General features: G+C 43.5%; 9 protein-coding genes. 2 read left to right on the plus strand and 7 right to left on the minus strand.

Features of this window, described 5'->3' with window-relative positions:
- Positions 1-10 precede the first annotated feature (10 nt).
- Complete coding sequence (locus NQ505_RS21300; RefSeq protein WP_004325719.1) at positions 11-1,270, minus strand: TolC family protein; 1,260 nt, start codon at positions 1,268-1,270, stop codon at positions 11-13.
- Positions 1,271-1,431: 161 nt separating this feature from the next.
- On the opposite strand from NQ505_RS21300, the gene NQ505_RS21305 reads away from it, so the two are divergent.
- Positions 1,432-2,328, plus strand: coding sequence for a helix-turn-helix domain-containing protein (locus tag NQ505_RS21305; RefSeq protein WP_004325718.1), 897 nt, complete (start codon positions 1,432-1,434; stop codon positions 2,326-2,328).
- A 3-nt stretch (positions 2,329-2,331) separates the two neighbouring features.
- Here the strand turns inward: NQ505_RS21305 and NQ505_RS21310 are convergent, their stop codons facing one another.
- The 6 genes from NQ505_RS21310 to glmS form a co-directional block, all read right to left on the minus strand.
- Positions 2,332-3,378, minus strand: a complete 1,047-nt coding sequence (locus tag NQ505_RS21310; protein WP_004325717.1) for a mannose-1-phosphate guanylyltransferase — start codon at positions 3,376-3,378, stop codon at positions 2,332-2,334.
- 173 nt (positions 3,379-3,551) lie between these two features.
- A complete protein-coding gene (locus NQ505_RS21315; protein ID WP_229036750.1) occupies positions 3,552-3,953 on the minus strand; it encodes a hypothetical protein in 402 nt (133 codons plus the stop codon).
- 43 nt (positions 3,954-3,996) lie between these two features.
- Positions 3,997-7,224, minus strand: a complete 3,228-nt coding sequence (gene carB / locus NQ505_RS21320) for a carbamoyl-phosphate synthase (glutamine-hydrolyzing) large subunit (RefSeq protein WP_004325715.1) — start codon at positions 7,222-7,224, stop codon at positions 3,997-3,999.
- A gap of 2 nt (positions 7,225-7,226) precedes the next feature.
- Entirely contained in the window at positions 7,227-8,372 is a 1,146-nt protein-coding gene (carA, locus tag NQ505_RS21325; protein ID WP_004303689.1) for a glutamine-hydrolyzing carbamoyl-phosphate synthase small subunit, read from the minus strand.
- Positions 8,373-8,399: 27 nt separating this feature from the next.
- Positions 8,400-10,283 (minus strand): amidophosphoribosyltransferase, encoded by a 1,884-nt coding sequence (locus tag NQ505_RS21330; RefSeq protein WP_008998596.1) that lies wholly within the window; start codon positions 10,281-10,283, stop codon positions 8,400-8,402.
- Between the two features lie 28 nt (positions 10,284-10,311).
- Entirely contained in the window at positions 10,312-12,156 is a 1,845-nt protein-coding gene (gene glmS / locus NQ505_RS21335) for a glutamine--fructose-6-phosphate transaminase (isomerizing) (RefSeq protein WP_004325713.1), read from the minus strand.
- Positions 12,157-12,518: 362 nt separating this feature from the next.
- On the opposite strand from glmS, the gene gltB reads away from it, so the two are divergent.
- Complete coding sequence (gltB, locus tag NQ505_RS21340) at positions 12,519-17,069, plus strand: glutamate synthase large subunit (protein WP_004325712.1); 4,551 nt, start codon at positions 12,519-12,521, stop codon at positions 17,067-17,069.
- The last annotated feature ends 107 nt before the right edge of the window (positions 17,070-17,176 follow it).

The raw sequence follows: 17,176 nt of genomic DNA on the forward strand, positions 1-17,176 counted from the left end.
AGAAGTTATATTAATCATTCGTAGTATATTTCAATTGATAAATTCCCATTAACCGTTGAATTTCATGCAGCGCTTTCGACTGACGTGCCAAACTCTCATTGGTCAATTCCCGAAGCATCTCGGTCACCGTCAATGTTCCATTCGCCACTTTGGCCTCTGCCGATTTGCGAATATTGGTACGCAAACGGATAATCTCATCATCATCCTGCATTTGCTTTTCCAATGATTGGATGGCCTGATCTTGTTGTGTCATCTCCAATCTTGTATTAAACAGAAACACATCCCGGTTATTATCCAATTGCCGGCGTTTATTTTCAATTACCTTCCGGTCATTCTTCAAGGTATACAAACTACCAAAATTCCATGAAAGGCGAACACCCGCAATATAGTAGGGAGAAAATTCATTTTTCAGCATATTCAATCCGGGGTTTCCATAAGCTCCCTGCACGAATAATCCGAACTGTGGAAGATGACGCACATTCAAAGCTTTCTCCTGTACTTGCAATCCTACTCCTTGCGCATTGAACAAAGATAATTCCGGACGACGAATCTCACCGACAGCCGAAATGTCATCTTGAGGAACAGGTTTCTCCAAAACCGTTTCCTGCGACAATTTCTCTCCTACCAAAAGTGAAAGCATCTTCAAATACGCCATACGCGATGAAACCAGTTCAACTCTTTTCTGCTTTGTGTTCAACTGCTCCACTTTCACAGCATCCAAATCGGCCTGATTGGCAATGCCATTTTCTACGTAAGCAGTAATCTGGCGATAATTTCTCTCCAGTTCATCTTGCAACAATGCATTCTGTTTCAGTTGCTCGTCCAACAAAAGAATCCCAAAATAAAGGTCATTTACACGACTATTTAGCGCATACATATCCACATTCAGTTTTTCTTTCTCTATCTCCGCTTCCGCAGTCGTTTGTTTCTTCTGCATCCGGATTCCTCCACCATCCCAGATTTTCTGTTGTAACTCCAACATCACCTGATACTGATCTTTCGGCACTCCTTTCAAATCCACTCCGGGAAGCTTCACCGGAATTTCCGTTACCTCACTCTGATAAGAAGCTTTAGCCGAAAGGGCAAACTGTGGCAAATATCCTTTTGCCGCATTCTCAAGATTATATTCCTTTGTTTTCTCCACCAAGCCATACTGATGTACCAACGGATAATTTTCTTGCGTCTTCCGTTGACATTCTTCCAACGTTATCTGCGCATTTATTCCCGATACAAACAATAAAAAGGAGAAACTGAAAACCATTCTTTTCATACACATCATTTCTTTAATTTCTTCAAAAGACAAAGATAGAGGTTTCAAAGATACGTTCACATTCCGATAGTTAGTAAAAATGTTCCAATAGTTCGATAAAGAGAAAGAATAAAAGGCTATTTGCTGATTTTTATTATCTTTGGCGGAAAAAACAGATAAAGATGGAAAAGAAAATACCATTAAATATAGGTCTCGAAATCTTAGAAAATCCGGATATCGTCCGATTTAACGAATTTCGTTTCATATCTCCGCATTTCGGATTCGTAAACAGCTTCGCCAAAATAGAATCCAATCTTATCACAATAGATCAACCTTATCGTATCAAAGAGGGACGTATCGCAGTTATCAAACAGGGATATGCACGCGTATTAATCAACCTGATAGAAGAAACTTTTCAGCCGGACAAGCTACTATTAATTGTTCCGAATTCCATTCTTCAGATTATAGAAGTCTCTCCGGATTTTGATATGCAGATGGTAGGCATGGACGCAGAATTTCTTTCTATAGCCGGAAAAGACAATTTCTTCACTCATCTTTCACAGTTACAGAAAAACCTCATATTATCTCTGACCTCACATGAATACGGCTTGTTTAAGAGCTACTTTGCTTTAATATGGAATATATTACAAGAACCAACGTTCCGACGGGAAGCTATTCAATATCTACTAATCAGTCTTTTGTGCAATATAGAGTATCTTGTCAAAAACAACAATCAAAAAGAACAGAGTTGTCAGACACATCAGGAAGAGATTTTCCAGCGTTTCATTTCTTTAGTCAATGCTTATAGTAAGAGAGAACGTAATGTTAGTTTTTATGCGGATAAGCTATGTCTCACTCCTCGTTATCTTAATACTATCATCCGCCAAACCAGTCAACAAACAGTAATGGACTGGATAAACCAGTCCATTATATTAGAAGCTAAAGTATTGCTAAAACATAGCAATCTGCTTGTTTATCAAATTTCTGATGAGTTGAACTTCCCTAATCCTTCTTTTTTCTCGAAGTTCTTTAAGCGAATGACAGGAATGACACCACATGAATATCAATTCTCGAAATAAAATTTATTTCGAGAATTCCTTAATTCTTTGCTCTTCTTCCAATTTGCAGATCAATAATGTGTTATCTTTCTCTGCAATGATATATCCATCCAAGCCTTGAATGACTACTCGTTTTTCTTCGCTGGCATGCACAATACAATTTTTGCTTTCGTACAAACGGATATCGGTTCCTACGGTTGCATTTCCAGACTTATCCTGTGGAAGCAAACCGCGAAGTGCTCCCCATGTACCCAGATCTGACCAGCCAAAAGAAGCGGGAAGTACATAAATCTCCTGTGCTTTCTCCATCACTGCATAGTCGATAGAAATGCTTTCGCAAGTAGGGAATAACTTCTTGATTGTTTCATTTTCTTTCTCTGTATAGAAATCGGGGAAAATGCGATCGAAAATTTGTGCGATGCCCGGAGCATATACACGCATCACGGAAGTAATAGTACGCACATTCCATACAAAGATTCCCGCATTCCAGAAGAAATTGCCTTCTGCCAGATACTTTTCGGCAGTCTCTTTATCCGGTTTTTCCTTAAATGCATCTACGGTGTAAATTTCTTTATCTGTCTGGAGCTGATCGGCAGCAGCAATATATCCGTATCCGGTTTCCGGACGAGTTGGCCGGATACCTATCGTTACAATGGCGCTGCCATCATCTGTGAAACGAAGGGCTTTCTCCATCACTCTACGGAATTCTCCCGTATCAATGACTAATGCATCCGAAGGAGTTACTACAATGTTAGCATTCGGATGTTTTTTCTTGATCTTCCAGCAAGCAAAAGCAATGCAGGGCGCAGTATTGCGCGCACAAGGCTCCGCCAAAATATTACTTTCCGGAATTTCCGGCAACTGCTCCCGAACAATATCAATGTATTTTTCAGAAGTTACGACCCACATATTTTCCCTAGGGCAAACACCGTCGAAACGGTCTGCCGTCAACTGAATCAGCGACCGGCCACATCCCATTACATCAATAAATTGTTTAGGACATTCCGGAGTGCTCATCGGCCAAAAGCGGCTCCCTATGCCACCAGCCATTATTACAACATGATTATCCATACCTGTTATTCTCCTGTTAAAAAAATATTCTTTGAAATAGGTGTGCAAGGTACTTCAAAATGTCCAAATCTACAAGAAAAACAGAACACTTTTGTCATAATTCGGTAGAATCTAGCATCCTGGCAGCCCCCTCTTCCACTTTTGTCTGCCTTCCTCTGCTTTTCTGATTCACATTACTTCTCCGGTTTCCAACTGAAATGCAGGCTTTCGGTTCGTGCCTTCATTGCTAATATTCGCAATTCTTCCACTTTTTGAGGATTCTCTTTCAATAAATCATGTTGCTCCCCTATGTCATCCGGAAGATAATATAACTCTTCTTTCAACTTTTCCGGTTTCGACATATTTAATCGAACCAGTTTCCACCCATCTTTCAGAATCGACTGCTTTCCTCCCTGTTCATAAAACTCATAGTATATATATTCATGGCTACGAGATACTTCACCGTTTCCTGTCAACAAAGGCAAATAAGAGATACCATCAATCCCTTTCACCATATCAGCTCCGACAAGTTCGGTTACAGTCCTACAACAACAAAGGCCGCTCCCGAATAACAGGAACGGCCTTACCATTTTCATTTCAATGTGATGTCAGCCTCTTTTCAAAAAGATGACATTCTGCTTATTTATACTCTGCCCAGCTCTTGATAGCTATATCATCCACACTCATCGTACAGAAGGCATTGATAAATGCACTAGCCAGACGGGCATTCGTAATCAACGGTATATTCAAGTCAATGGCAGCACGACGGATTTTATACCCATTACTTAATTCTCCGGCTGTCAGATTCTTCGGGATATTGACTACCATATCGATTTCCTTGCGATGAAGCATCTCCAATGCTTGCGGATGCCCCTCCTCACTCGGCCAATAGACATGAGTACTTTCAATTCCATTCTCTGCAAGCGTTTTGTGTGTACCACCCGTTGCAAAGAGTTTGTATCCCTTATTCACCAACATACGGGCCGCATCCATCATATCCGCTTTTTGCTTCATGGTACCTGTAGAAAGCAGGATATTCTTCTGCGGAATACGATAGCCTACAGAAAGCATAGCCTTCAATACAGCACATGAAGTATCCATACCGATACAACCTACTTCACCGGTAGAAGCCATATCTACTCCCAACACCGGATCGGCCTTCTGCAAGCGGTTGAAGGAAAATTGGGAGGCCTTGATTCCGACATAATCCAGTTCGAAGAGATTCTTTTCCGGTTTCTCCACAGGCAGACCGAGCATCACTTTCGTTGCCAGCTCGATAAAGTTGATCTTCAACACTTTGCTGACAAACGGGAAAGAACGACTGGCACGCAGATTACATTCAATCACCTTGATATCGTTGTCTTTCGCCAGATACTGAATATTAAACGGACCGGAGATATTCAAAGCCTTGGCAATCTCACGGCTGATACGCTTAATACGGCGAACAGTTTCTACATACAGCTTTTGCGGCGGGAACTGGATTGTTGCATCGCCGGAATGTACTCCCGCAAATTCGATATGCTCACTTATAGCGTATGCTACAATTTCTCCATTCTGCGCCACCGCATCCATTTCCACTTCCTTGGCGTGTTCGATAAACTGGCTTACTACCACCGGATGTTTCTTCGATACATTAGCTGCCAGTTTCAAGAAACGTTCCAATTCTTCCTGGTTGGAACAAACATTCATCGCAGCTCCCGAAAGCACATAAGACGGACGAACAAGTACGGGGAAACCTACCTCTTCAACGAACTCCTGAATGTCATCCATAGAAGTTAATTCACGCCAACGGGGCTGATCCACACCGATACGGTCAAGCATGGCAGAGAATTTCTCACGATCTTCGGCATTATCAATACTCTTGGCACTCGTACCTAGAATATTAATCTTCTGTGCATCCAGACGCAAAGCAAGGTTATTTGGAATCTGACCACCGGTAGATACAATTACCCCATGCGGATTTTCCAGTTCCAGAATATCCATCACACGTTCAAAAGTCAATTCATCAAAGTACAAACGGTCGCACATATCGTAATCCGTAGATACGGTTTCAGGATTATAGTTAATCATGACACTGCGCCATCCCTCTTTGCGAATGGTATTCAAAGCCTGTACGCCACACCAGTCGAATTCTACGGAAGAACCGATACGATAAGCACCGGAACCTAATACGACAATAGATTTATGGTCGCCCAGATAATGCACATCATTTGCTACACCGCTATAAGTAAGATACAGATAATTGGTTTGTGCCGGATACTCGGCTGCCAGTGTATCAATCTGTTTCACTACCGGAAGAATGCCTGCCTCTTTACGGTGTTTGCGGATATAAAGAATCCCATCTTCCATATCCCCTTCGTAACCGATGGCACGGGCAATCTGGAAATCGGAGAAACCTTGAACCTTAGCTTTACGAAGCAATTCGTTCGGCAAATCGGCAATCTGTTTGTGATTGTTTCCCCAACTATGCAGTTCTTCGGAAGTCTTCATAATATTCATTAACTTCTGCAAGAACCATTTATCAATCTTAGTCAATTCGTGCACCTGATCGATGGTGTAGCCGGCGCGAAACGCTTTCGAGATCACGAAAATACGTTTATCGGTCGGTTCGCGCAAGGCTTTATCAATGTCGGAAATAACCAATTCTTTGTTCTCCACAAAACCATGCATTCCCTGTCCGATCATACGAAGACCTTTCTGGATAGCTTCTTCAAAAGTGCGTCCGATAGCCATCACTTCACCCACAGATTTCATAGAAGAACCCAACTCTTTATCTACACCGTGGAATTTACCTAAATCCCAACGAGGAATCTTACATACGACATAATCCAGTGCCGGTTCAAAGAAAGCGGAAGTAGTCTTGGTTACAGAATTCTTCAGGTCGAAGAGTCCATAACCCAATCCCAATTTGGCAGCAACGAAAGCCAGCGGATAACCGGTTGCCTTAGATGCTAAAGCCGATGAACGGGAAAGGCGGGCATTTACTTCGATCACCCGGTAATCTTCGGATTCGGGATCGAAGGCATATTGTACGTTACATTCACCCACGATACCGATATGGCGGATGATACGTATTGCCAATTCCCGAAGTTTATGATACTCTTTATTGGTAAGCGTCTGTGAAGGAGCAATAACGATAGACTCACCGGTATGAATACCCAGCGGATCGAAGTTTTCCATATTACAAACGGTGATACAGTTATCGAAGCGGTCACGTACCACTTCATATTCCACTTCTTTCCAGCCGCGTAGTGATTTCTCCACCAATACCTGTGGGGAGAAAGAGAATGCTTTTTCTACCAGCACATCCAGTTGTTGTTCATTATCACAGAAACCGGACCCCAAGCCTCCTAACGCATAAGCAGCACGAACAATCACCGGATAGCCCAGTTCTTTTGCTGCGCGACGTGCATCTTCCGCATTTTCTACGGCTTCACTCTTGATGGTTTTTACATTGATCTCATTCAATTTCTGAACAAAAAGTTCACGGTCCTCGGTATCCATAATGGCCTGTACCGGAGTACCCAGCACTTTTACATTATATTTTTCAAGAATACCTTCTTTATACAATGCTACTCCACAGTTCAGAGCCGTCTGACCACCGAACGCCAGCATAATACCTTCCGGTTTTTCTTTCTGGATCACTTTCTCTACGAAGTACGGAGTCACCGGAAGAAAGTAAATCTGATCTGCCACTCCTTCGGAAGTCTGCACCGTAGCAATATTCGGATTGATAAGAATGGTTTCAATACCCTCTTCTTTCAAGGCTTTAAGTGCCTGTGAACCGGAATAGTCAAATTCACCAGCCTCACCGATTTTCAGGGCACCTGAACCTAATAGCAATACTTTCTTTATATTTTCTTTCATTGTTACAATAGTTTTACAAATTCGTCGAACAGGAATTCCGTATCCGTAGGTCCACTCGCAGCTTCCGGGTGGAATTGCGCAGAGAACCAGGGATTCTTTTTATGTTTGATTCCCTCGTTGGACCCATCGTTCATATTGATAAACAACGGTTCCCACTCTGCACTCAACGTATTATTGTCTACGGCATAACCATGATTTTGTGAAGTAATGAAACAACGTTCCGTACCTACCATACGCACCGGCTGATTGTGGCTACGATGTCCGTATTTCAATTTATAAATCTTGGCTCCGCCCGCTTTTGAAAGCAACTGGTTACCCATACAGATGCCGAAGATAGGCAGTTTCTCATTTACCATCGCCTTCCGTATATTCTGTACCGCAGCATCACAAGTATCCGGGTCACCCGGTCCGTTGGAGATAAACAACCCGTCAAATTCGAGTCCGCTATAATCATAATCCCAAGGTACACGGATCACTTCTACATTACGTTTCAGCAGACAACGAATAATATTTGTCTTTACACCGCAATCTACCAGGATAACCTTCTTAAATTGAGAATTGAAAGTTGAGAATTGAGAATTAAGCTGCGCATAGGAACTATTTACGGAGAAAGTTTGTGAAGTTCCGGCAGGAAGATAGCAAATAATCTCTTTGCAAGATACACGATCTACATAATTGACGCCTGCGTATACTGCTTCAGGCACATTATCCGGTTCATCATCGAAAACGATTTTTCCCATCATTACTCCATGTTCACGAAGAACCTTAGTCAGCTCGCGCGTATCAATGCCTGTGATACCGGGAATCTGCTCGCGTTTCAACCAGTCACCGAGACTTTCCACCGCATTCCAGTGGCTGTATTCATAAGAATAGTCACTTACGATAATCGCTTCCGCATGGATTTTCTCACTTTCCATGAAAGTGGCAAGTCCATTCGGTTCGATGGTAAAAGGAGGAACACCGTAGTTGCCTACCAGAGGATAGGTAAGCGTCATCAACTGTCCGGCATAGGAAGGGTCAGTAAGGCTCTCCGGGTATCCGGTCATGGCAGTATTAAAAACTACTTCGCCTGCCACCGGCTTCTCGTAGCCAAACGACTTACCGGAAAACCGGCTCCCGTCGTCAAGGATTAATGTCACATTTCTCATTCTTATTATTGAATCGTTGTATGGTTGTTAGAATTGATACATTTGTTCTATATAGTCGATGAACGCCCGGTTCACCATTTTCACACCTCCCGGTGTAGGGTAGTTACCGCTAAAATACCAGTCGCCTTTATGACGCGGACAAGCCTCGTGCAATCCCTCCAACGGTTGATAGACAATTTCCACTTTCGCCTTTGTTCCCTTGGGAGTCAGCAGTTCCACCATCTTGCCAGAGATTTCCTCATCGGTGAACGGAGCATAGATATCCTTCACATAGTTTATCATCTGCTCTTTCGGCAGTCCCACCTGATCTTTCGATTTACGGTAGGCAGCCGCAATCACATCTTTCATATCCCGCTCCTTTAAAAGTTCGACAGCAGCCCTGAAAGCGACAAACTCGCTCATCTTTGCCATATCGATACCGTAATAGTCAGGATAACGGACTTGCGGAGAGGAAGATACTATCACAATCTTCTTCGGACCGAGACGGTCGAGAATACCGATAATACTTTGTTTCAACGTAGTACCACGCACAATGCTGTCGTCAATAATCACCAGATTATCAACACCGGGTACCAGACTTCCGTATGTAATGTCATACACATGGGCTGCCAGATCATTACGACTGTTTCCTTCGGCAATAAACGTACGGAGTTTGATATCCTTGATCGCCACCTTTTCGCTACGGATACGGCGGGAAAGAATGACTTCCAGTTCCTCCATATCCGGATGATGCCCTAATGCAGCAATTTGCTGCACTTTCTCCTCATTCAAGTAATCGTCCAGTCCCTGCAACATTCCGTAGAAAGCCACCTCCGCAGTATTGGGAATAAAAGAAAAAACCGTATGATCGATGTCATTATTGATAGCTTTCAATATTCTCGGAACCAACTTTTCACCCAACCGTTTCCTTTCCTTATAAATATCGACATCACTCCCACGGGAGAAATAGATACGTTCGAAAGAACAGGCATGATTTTCGCGCGGCTTGTTAATTTGCGAAGTACGGATTTTACCTTCTTTGCTGATTAACAATGCTTGCCCCGGTTGCAATTCTTTGATTTCCTCAAACGGAACATTCAAAGCAGTCTGGATCACCGGACGTTCGGAAGCAAGAACAGCTATCTCATCATCCTGATACCAGAATGCAGGCCGGATTCCCCACGGGTCGCGGATGGCGAAGGACTCGCCGCTCCCGGTCAATCCGCAAATCACGTATCCCCCATCCCATTCGCGGCTGGAAGTGCGCAACACGTTTGCCAAATCAATATATTCTTCTATATAATGAGTGATTCCCATGCCCGTAAGCCCCTCGGCTTCGGCAAGATTGAATACACGCTCCACTTCACGGTCAAGACGGTGTCCCACCTGCTCCAACATGATATATGTATCGGCATATTTACGCGGATGCTGACCAATGGCAGTGATACGGGCAAATATCTCGTCCACATTTGTCATATTGAAATTTCCGCAGAGGGCCAGATTCTTGGCGCGCCAGTTATTTCTTCTTAAAAATGGATGCACATAAGAGATTCCGGATTTTCCCGTAGTAGAATAACGAAGATGTCCCATATATATTTCACCGGCAAAAGGTAAAGTTCGTTTGGCATACTCTGCATCGTGCAACTGTTCGGGAGTGAGATCCTTAAAATTATTTTGAATATTTTCAAAGATTTCCGTAATGGCTCCGGAACCTAAAGCGCGTTCACGAAACATATATTCTTCACCCGGATTTGCTTCCAGTTTCACACATGCCAGTCCCGCACCTTCCTGTCCACGATTATGCTGCTTCTCCATCAACAGGTAGAGTTTATTAAGACCATACATCCATGTCCCGTACTTTTTCTCGTAATACTCTAACGGTTTGAGCAAGCGTATCATGGCAACGCCACATTCATGTTTCAATTGTTCCATCTCTCTATATACTAGTTACTACTTAAAGTTACTCTACTGTTACCGACTTCGCCAGATTTCTCGGCTGATCCACATCCATCCCTTTGCATACCGCAATGTGGTAAGCAAGAAGTTGCAGAGGTACCGTAGTAATTAACGGATCGAGACATTCGATTGTTTCAGGAAGTTCGATACTACAGTCAGCGATTTTGCTGATAACGGTATCTCCTTTCGTCACAAATGCAATCACTTTTCCTTTCCGTGCCTTAATCTCCTGAATATTACTTAATACTTTCTCATACAACCCATTCTGCGTAGCAATCACCACTACCGGCATTTCCGCATCGATCAGGGCAATCGGTCCATGCTTCATCTCCGCAGCCGGATAACCTTCGGCGTGAATATACGATATTTCTTTCAATTTCAATGCACCTTCCAGAGCAACGGGATAACTATATCCGCGTCCCAGGTAAATAAAATTATGCGCATAAGTGAAAGTTTTCGATAACTCCGCCAAAGTATCATTCAATTCCAACACCTCTTTCATTTTTTCCGGAATATGATTTAACTCCTGTACGATTGAAAGATAATGCTGTTCGTCAATGGTTCCTTTCGCTTTGGCAAGTGTCAATGCCAGCATCGCCAATACAGTGACCTGTCCGGTAAATGCTTTGGTAGAAGCCACCCCGATTTCTGGACCCACATGAATATATGAACCGGTATGAGTGGCACGGGGAATAGAAGAGCCAATCGCATTGCAAATACCATATATAAATGCCCCGCGGCTTTTCGCCAATTCCACAGCAGCCAATGTATCTGCCGTCTCACCACTCTGGGAAATTGCTATCACCACATCCTGCCCGTCAATCACCGGATCACGGTAGCGGAATTCGGAAGCATACTCCACTTCCACCGGTATGCGACAGAAACTCTCAATCAGATGCTTACCAATCAGTCCGGCATGCCAGGAAGTTCCGCAAGCAACAATAATAAACCGTTTGGCATTCAGCAGCTTTTCCCGATGATCTATCACAGCAGAAAGCACCACATTATCAGCTTCCACATTGATACGTCCGCGCATGCAATCACGAATACAATCGGGCTGTTCGAAAATCTCTTTCAACATAAAGTGCGAATATCCCCCTTTTTCCAACTGACCGAGGTTGAGTTCCACCTTCTTTATTTCAGGTATCATTTCGACATTGTTCAAGTTGACTACCTTCAACTCCTTCCCCAGATTCAAAACAGCTATTTCCCCGTCTTCCAGATAAACCACTTTATCAGTATATTCTACAATCGGAGTAGCATCTGAAGCAAGAAAGAACTCATTCTCTCCAATCCCCACTACCAATGGACTGCTCTTACGGGCAGCAATAATCTCATCGGGATGCTCCTTATCAAGAATCGCAATCGCATAAGCACCAATTACCTCCCCTAACGCCAACTGAACAGCCGTCAACAGACTGACCTGATTAGTGACTTTCATGTATTCTATTAATTGAACGAGGACTTCGGTATCTGTACTACTTTTAAAAATATAGCCTTTGGCTTGAAGTTTTTCTTTAAGAACGGCGTAGTTTTCAATAATACCGTTATGAATGAGAGCGAGCTTTTCGGAAGAAGAGTAATGAGGGTGGGCGTTAACAGAACAAGGTTCCCCGTGAGTAGCCCAACGGGTATGGGCAATTCCGATTGTACCGGAAATATCTTTCTGTGTGACGAAATTTTCAAGATCAGAGACTTTTCCTTTCGTCTTATACACATTTAACTGTTGGTCATCACTAATGATTGCTACCCCCGCGCTGTCATATCCACGATACTCCAGTCGCTTCAGCCCTTTGATAAGGATAGGGTAGGCTTTTCGTTTACCAATATAGCCTACTATTCCACACATATTATGATATTTTTATTTCGCCTGCAAATATACACATTACAAATAACATAAAGACAACAAAAAGCATATTTATTTGACAGAAACGCATAAAAAAGTTGCAAACACATCAAAAAGTTAAATAATATATTATTTTTAGCTCAAAAAGAAACAAATTACAATCAGCTTCAAATAAGGATAAATAAGCTAACAAATTAAAAGCAAATTTCCTGTTTTTAATAACAAATTAAAAGAATAAAGATTCCTATTCTCATTTCGCGTCACACAAAAGCTAAATTTCACTATCATTTTGAAATTAAAATATTAACTTTGCCAAACAATTTGATACATCAAACAGGTATTATCATACAATAAAGCTAGTAAGAATGAAGAAACAAGAACTTTTTAACAACGTAACAGAAGGATTCCCTTACCAACGACAGCCCCAACAGGTGGGCTTGTACGATGCGGCATACGAACACGATGCCTGCGGTGTCGGTATGCTGGTTAACATTCATGGAGAAAAGTCACACGACATTGTTGAGTCGGCTTTAAAGGTATTAGAGAACATGCGCCATCGCGGTGCCGAGGGTGCGGATAACAAGACCGGTGACGGTGCAGGTATCATGCTTCAAATTCCGCATGAGTTTATTTTATTACAAGGCATTCCTGTCCCCGAAAAAGGACGGTACGGCACAGGATTATTGTTTTTACCGAAAAACGAAAAAGACCAGGCAGCTATTCTAAGTATTATTATTGAAGAAATTGAAAAAGAAGGACTCACATTGATGCATTTGCGCAATGTGCCCACCTGCCCCGAAATCCTGGGAGAATCGGCTCTGGCAAACGAACCGGACATCAAACAAGTGTTCATCACCGGATTTACGGAAACGGAAACTGCCGACCGGAAGTTATATCTGATCCGGAAAAGAATCGAAAATAAAGTCAGATTGTCATCTATTCCGGCAAAAGACGATTTTTATGTTGTGTCACTCTCTACCAAAAGCATTATATATAAAGGTATGCTTTCATCATTACAGCTGCGCAACTATTATCCGGACCTGACAAATAGCTATTTTACCAGCGGACTGGCATTGGTGCACTCTCGTTTCAGTACCAATACATTCCCTACATGGGGATTGGCACAGCCGTTCCGTCTGCTGGCACACAACGGTGAAATCAATACTATCCGTGGTAACCGAGGATGGATGGAAGCCCGTGAAAGTGTACTCTCCACTCCCACTTTAGGCGATATAAAAGAAATCCGCCCGATTATACAACCGGGCATGAGCGACAGTGCTTCTCTGGACAATGTACTGGAGTTCCTGGTGATGTCAGGATTGAGCCTGCCACATGCCATGGCTATGCTCGTGCCGGAATCTTTCAACGAGAAGAACCCGATCAGTGAAGATCTGAAATCATTCTACGAATACCACTCCATCCTGATGGAACCGTGGGACGGACCGGCCGCACTACTATTCAGCGACGGACGATTTGCCGGAGGTATGCTCGACCGCAATGGCCTGCGCCCTGCCCGTTATCTGATTACTAAAAACGATATGATGGTAGTGGCTTCGGAAGTCGGTGTGATGGATTTCGAACCGGGAGACATCAAAGAAAAGGGTCGCTTACAGCCCGGCAAAATCCTGCTGGTAGATACGGAAAAAGGCGAGATCTACTATGACGGCGAACTGAAAAAACAGTTGGCTGAAGCCAAGCCTTACCGCACCTGGCTATCTACCAACCGAATCGAACTGGATGAACTGAAAAGCGGGCGCAAAGTTCCTCATCACGTAGCAAACTACGACCGGATGCTTCGTACTTTCGGCTACTCCAAAGAGGACATCGAAAGGCTGATTATGCCGATGGCAAGCACCGGAGCAGAACCGATCCATTCAATGGGTAACGATACGCCACTCGCCGTACTTTCAGATAAACCACAGTTGCTTTACAACTATTTCCGTCAGCAATTTGCGCAGGTAACCAATCCGCCCATTGATCCACTTCGTGAAGAACTGGTGATGTCATTGACGGAATACATTGGAGCAGTCGGTATGAATATTCTGACGCCCAGTGAAAGTCATTGCAAAATGGTACGCCTGAATCATCCGATTTTAAGCAATACCCAACTGGATATTCTTTGTAATATCCGGTATAAAGGCTTCAAAACAGTCAAACTACCCATGTTGTTTGAGGTTGCAAAAGGGAAAGCCGGACTGCAGGAAGCACTGACCCATCTTTGTAAAATGGCGGAAGAATCCGTGACGGAAGGTGTAAACTACATTGTCCTGACCGACCGTGAGGTGGATATTACCCATGCTGCCATTCCATCATTGCTGGCAGTAAGCGCTGTTCATCACCACCTGATTTCAGTTGGTAAACGGGTGCAAACGGCATTGATCGTAGAAAGTGGTGAAATACGTGAAGTGATGCACGCCGCGTTATTGTTGGGTTTCGGAGCAAGTGCCCTGAATCCTTACATGGCATTCGCTGTCCTCGACCGACTGGTAAAAGACAAAGATATTCAGTTGGATTATACCACTGCTGAAAAGAACTATATCAAATCCATCTGTAAAGGCTTGTTTAAAATCATGAGTAAGATGGGTATCTCTACGATCCGCTCCTATCGTGGTGCTAAAATTTTCGAAGCTGTCGGTTTGAGTGAAGAATTGAGCAAGGCTTATTTTGGAGGACTCGGTTCACCGATCGGAGGTATCCGTCTGGAAGAAATAGCCAGAGATGCCATTGCTTTCCATAAAGAAGGATTTGAAAGTATTAAAAATGAAGAGTTATTAAAAAATAACGGTTTGTATGCTTTCCGTAAAGATGGAGAAAAGCACGCATGGAATCCGGAAACAATCAGCACTCTGCAATTGGCTACACGACTGGGGAGTTATAAAAAATTTAAAGAGTACACCCATCTGGTAGACGAAAAAGAGAAGCCTATTTTCCTTCGTGACTTTCTGGGATTCCGTCGTAATCCGATTTCAATCGATCAGGTAGAACCGGTGGAAAACATTCTGCATCGTTTCGTCACGGGGGCTATGTCTTTTGGTTCTATCAGCAAAGAGGCTCATGAGGCAATGGCTATTGCCATGAATAAAATTCACGGACGCAGTAATACCGGTGAAGGTGGCGAAGACGCTGCCCGTTTCCAACCGCTGCCCGATGGCAGTTCTTTACGAAGTGCAATCAAGCAGGTAGCTTCCGGTCGTTTCGGTGTAACGGCAGAATATCTGGTTAATGCGGACGAAATTCAAATCAAGATAGCACAGGGAGCCAAACCGGGTGAAGGCGGACAACTACCGGGATTTAAAGTGAACGATGTGATTGCGAAAACACGTCATTCCATTCCGGGAATTTCGCTGATTTCTCCTCCGCCTCATCATGATATTTATTCGATTGAGGATTTGGCACAATTAATCTTCGATTTGAAAAATGTAAATCCACAGGCCAAAATCAGTGTGAAACTGGTAGCAGAAAGCGGCGTCGGTACGATTGCTGCGGGTGTGGCAAAAGCAAAGGCGGACCTAATTGTCATCTCTGGTGCTGAAGGGGGAACAGGTGCTTCTCCGGCTTCTTCTATCCGCTATGCGGGTATCTCACCGGAATTGGGATTGAGCGAGACACAGCAAACACTGGTTCTGAACGGACTTCGTGGCCAAGTAGTTCTGCAAGCCGACGGACAACTGAAAACCGGACGTGACATCATCTTAATGGCACTAATGGGTGCCGAAGAATATGGCTTCGCCACCTCGGCATTGATTGTATTAGGGTGTGTAATGATGCGCAAATGCCATCAGAATACTTGTCCGGTGGGAGTTGCCACACAGAATGAAGAGTTACGTAAACGCTTTCATGGACGCAGTGAATATTTAGTAAACTTTTTCACATTCCTGGCACAGGAAGTCCGCGAGCATTTGGCCGAGATGGGATTCACCCGGATGGATGATATTATCGGGCGTACAGACTTAATCGAGCGCAAGTCCGATGCCAATGACCCAAATCCGAAACATGCTTTAATCGACTTCACCAAATTGCTGGCACGTGTTGACAACAGTGCGGCTATCCGTCATGTCATCGACCAAGATCATGGAATTTCTGCTGTAAAAGATGTAACCATCATCGATGCCGCACAAGAAGCTATCGAACATGAGAAAGAGATTTCTTTAGAATATACGATTGCCAATACAGACCGTGCAATAGGTGCTATGCTTTCCGGAGTAATCGCCAAGAAATATGGTGCCAAAGGATTGCCGGAACATACGCTGAATGTAAAATTCAAAGGTTCGGCAGGTCAATCTTTCGGAGCTTTTCTCGTACCGGGAGTTAACTTTAAACTGGAAGGTGAAGCGAATGATTACCTGGGTAAAGGATTGAGCGGCGGGCGTATCTCCGTATTGCCTCCTATCCGCAGCAATTTCGAAGCCGAAAAAAATACAATCGCCGGTAATACCTTGCTTTATGGCGCAACAAGCGGTGAAGTATATATCAACGGCCGTGTAGGAGAACGTTTCGCTGTTCGTAACTCCGGCGCAGTTGCCGTCGTAGAAGGCGTGGGTGACCATTGTTGCGAATACATGACCGGAGGTCGTGTGGTAGTCCTCGGACAAACCGGACGTAACTTTGCAGCCGGTATGAGTGGCGGTGTAGCTTATGTATGGAACAAAGACGGCAACTTCGATTATTTCTGTAACATGGAAATGGTGGAACTGTCACTCATCGAAGAAGCCAGCTACCGGAAAGAGTTGCACGAACTAATCCGCCAGCATTACCTCTACACAGGCTCGAAACTGGCACGCATCCTGCTCGACAACTGGAATCATTACGTAGATCAATTCATCCAAGTAGTGCCCATCGAATACAAAAAAGTACTGCAGGAAGAACAAATGAGAAAGTTACAACAAAAAATTGCAGATATGCAAAGAGACTATTAGATTTACAATTTGACTATTTACAATTTACTATTTGAATGTATAGTATAGTCTGTAAATAGTCAAATAGCAAATGATAAGATAGTCTAGAAATAGTAAATAGTAAATCG

Source organism: Bacteroides sp. D2 (genome assembly GCF_025147085.1).
GTDB lineage: Bacteria > Bacteroidota > Bacteroidia > Bacteroidales > Bacteroidaceae > Bacteroides.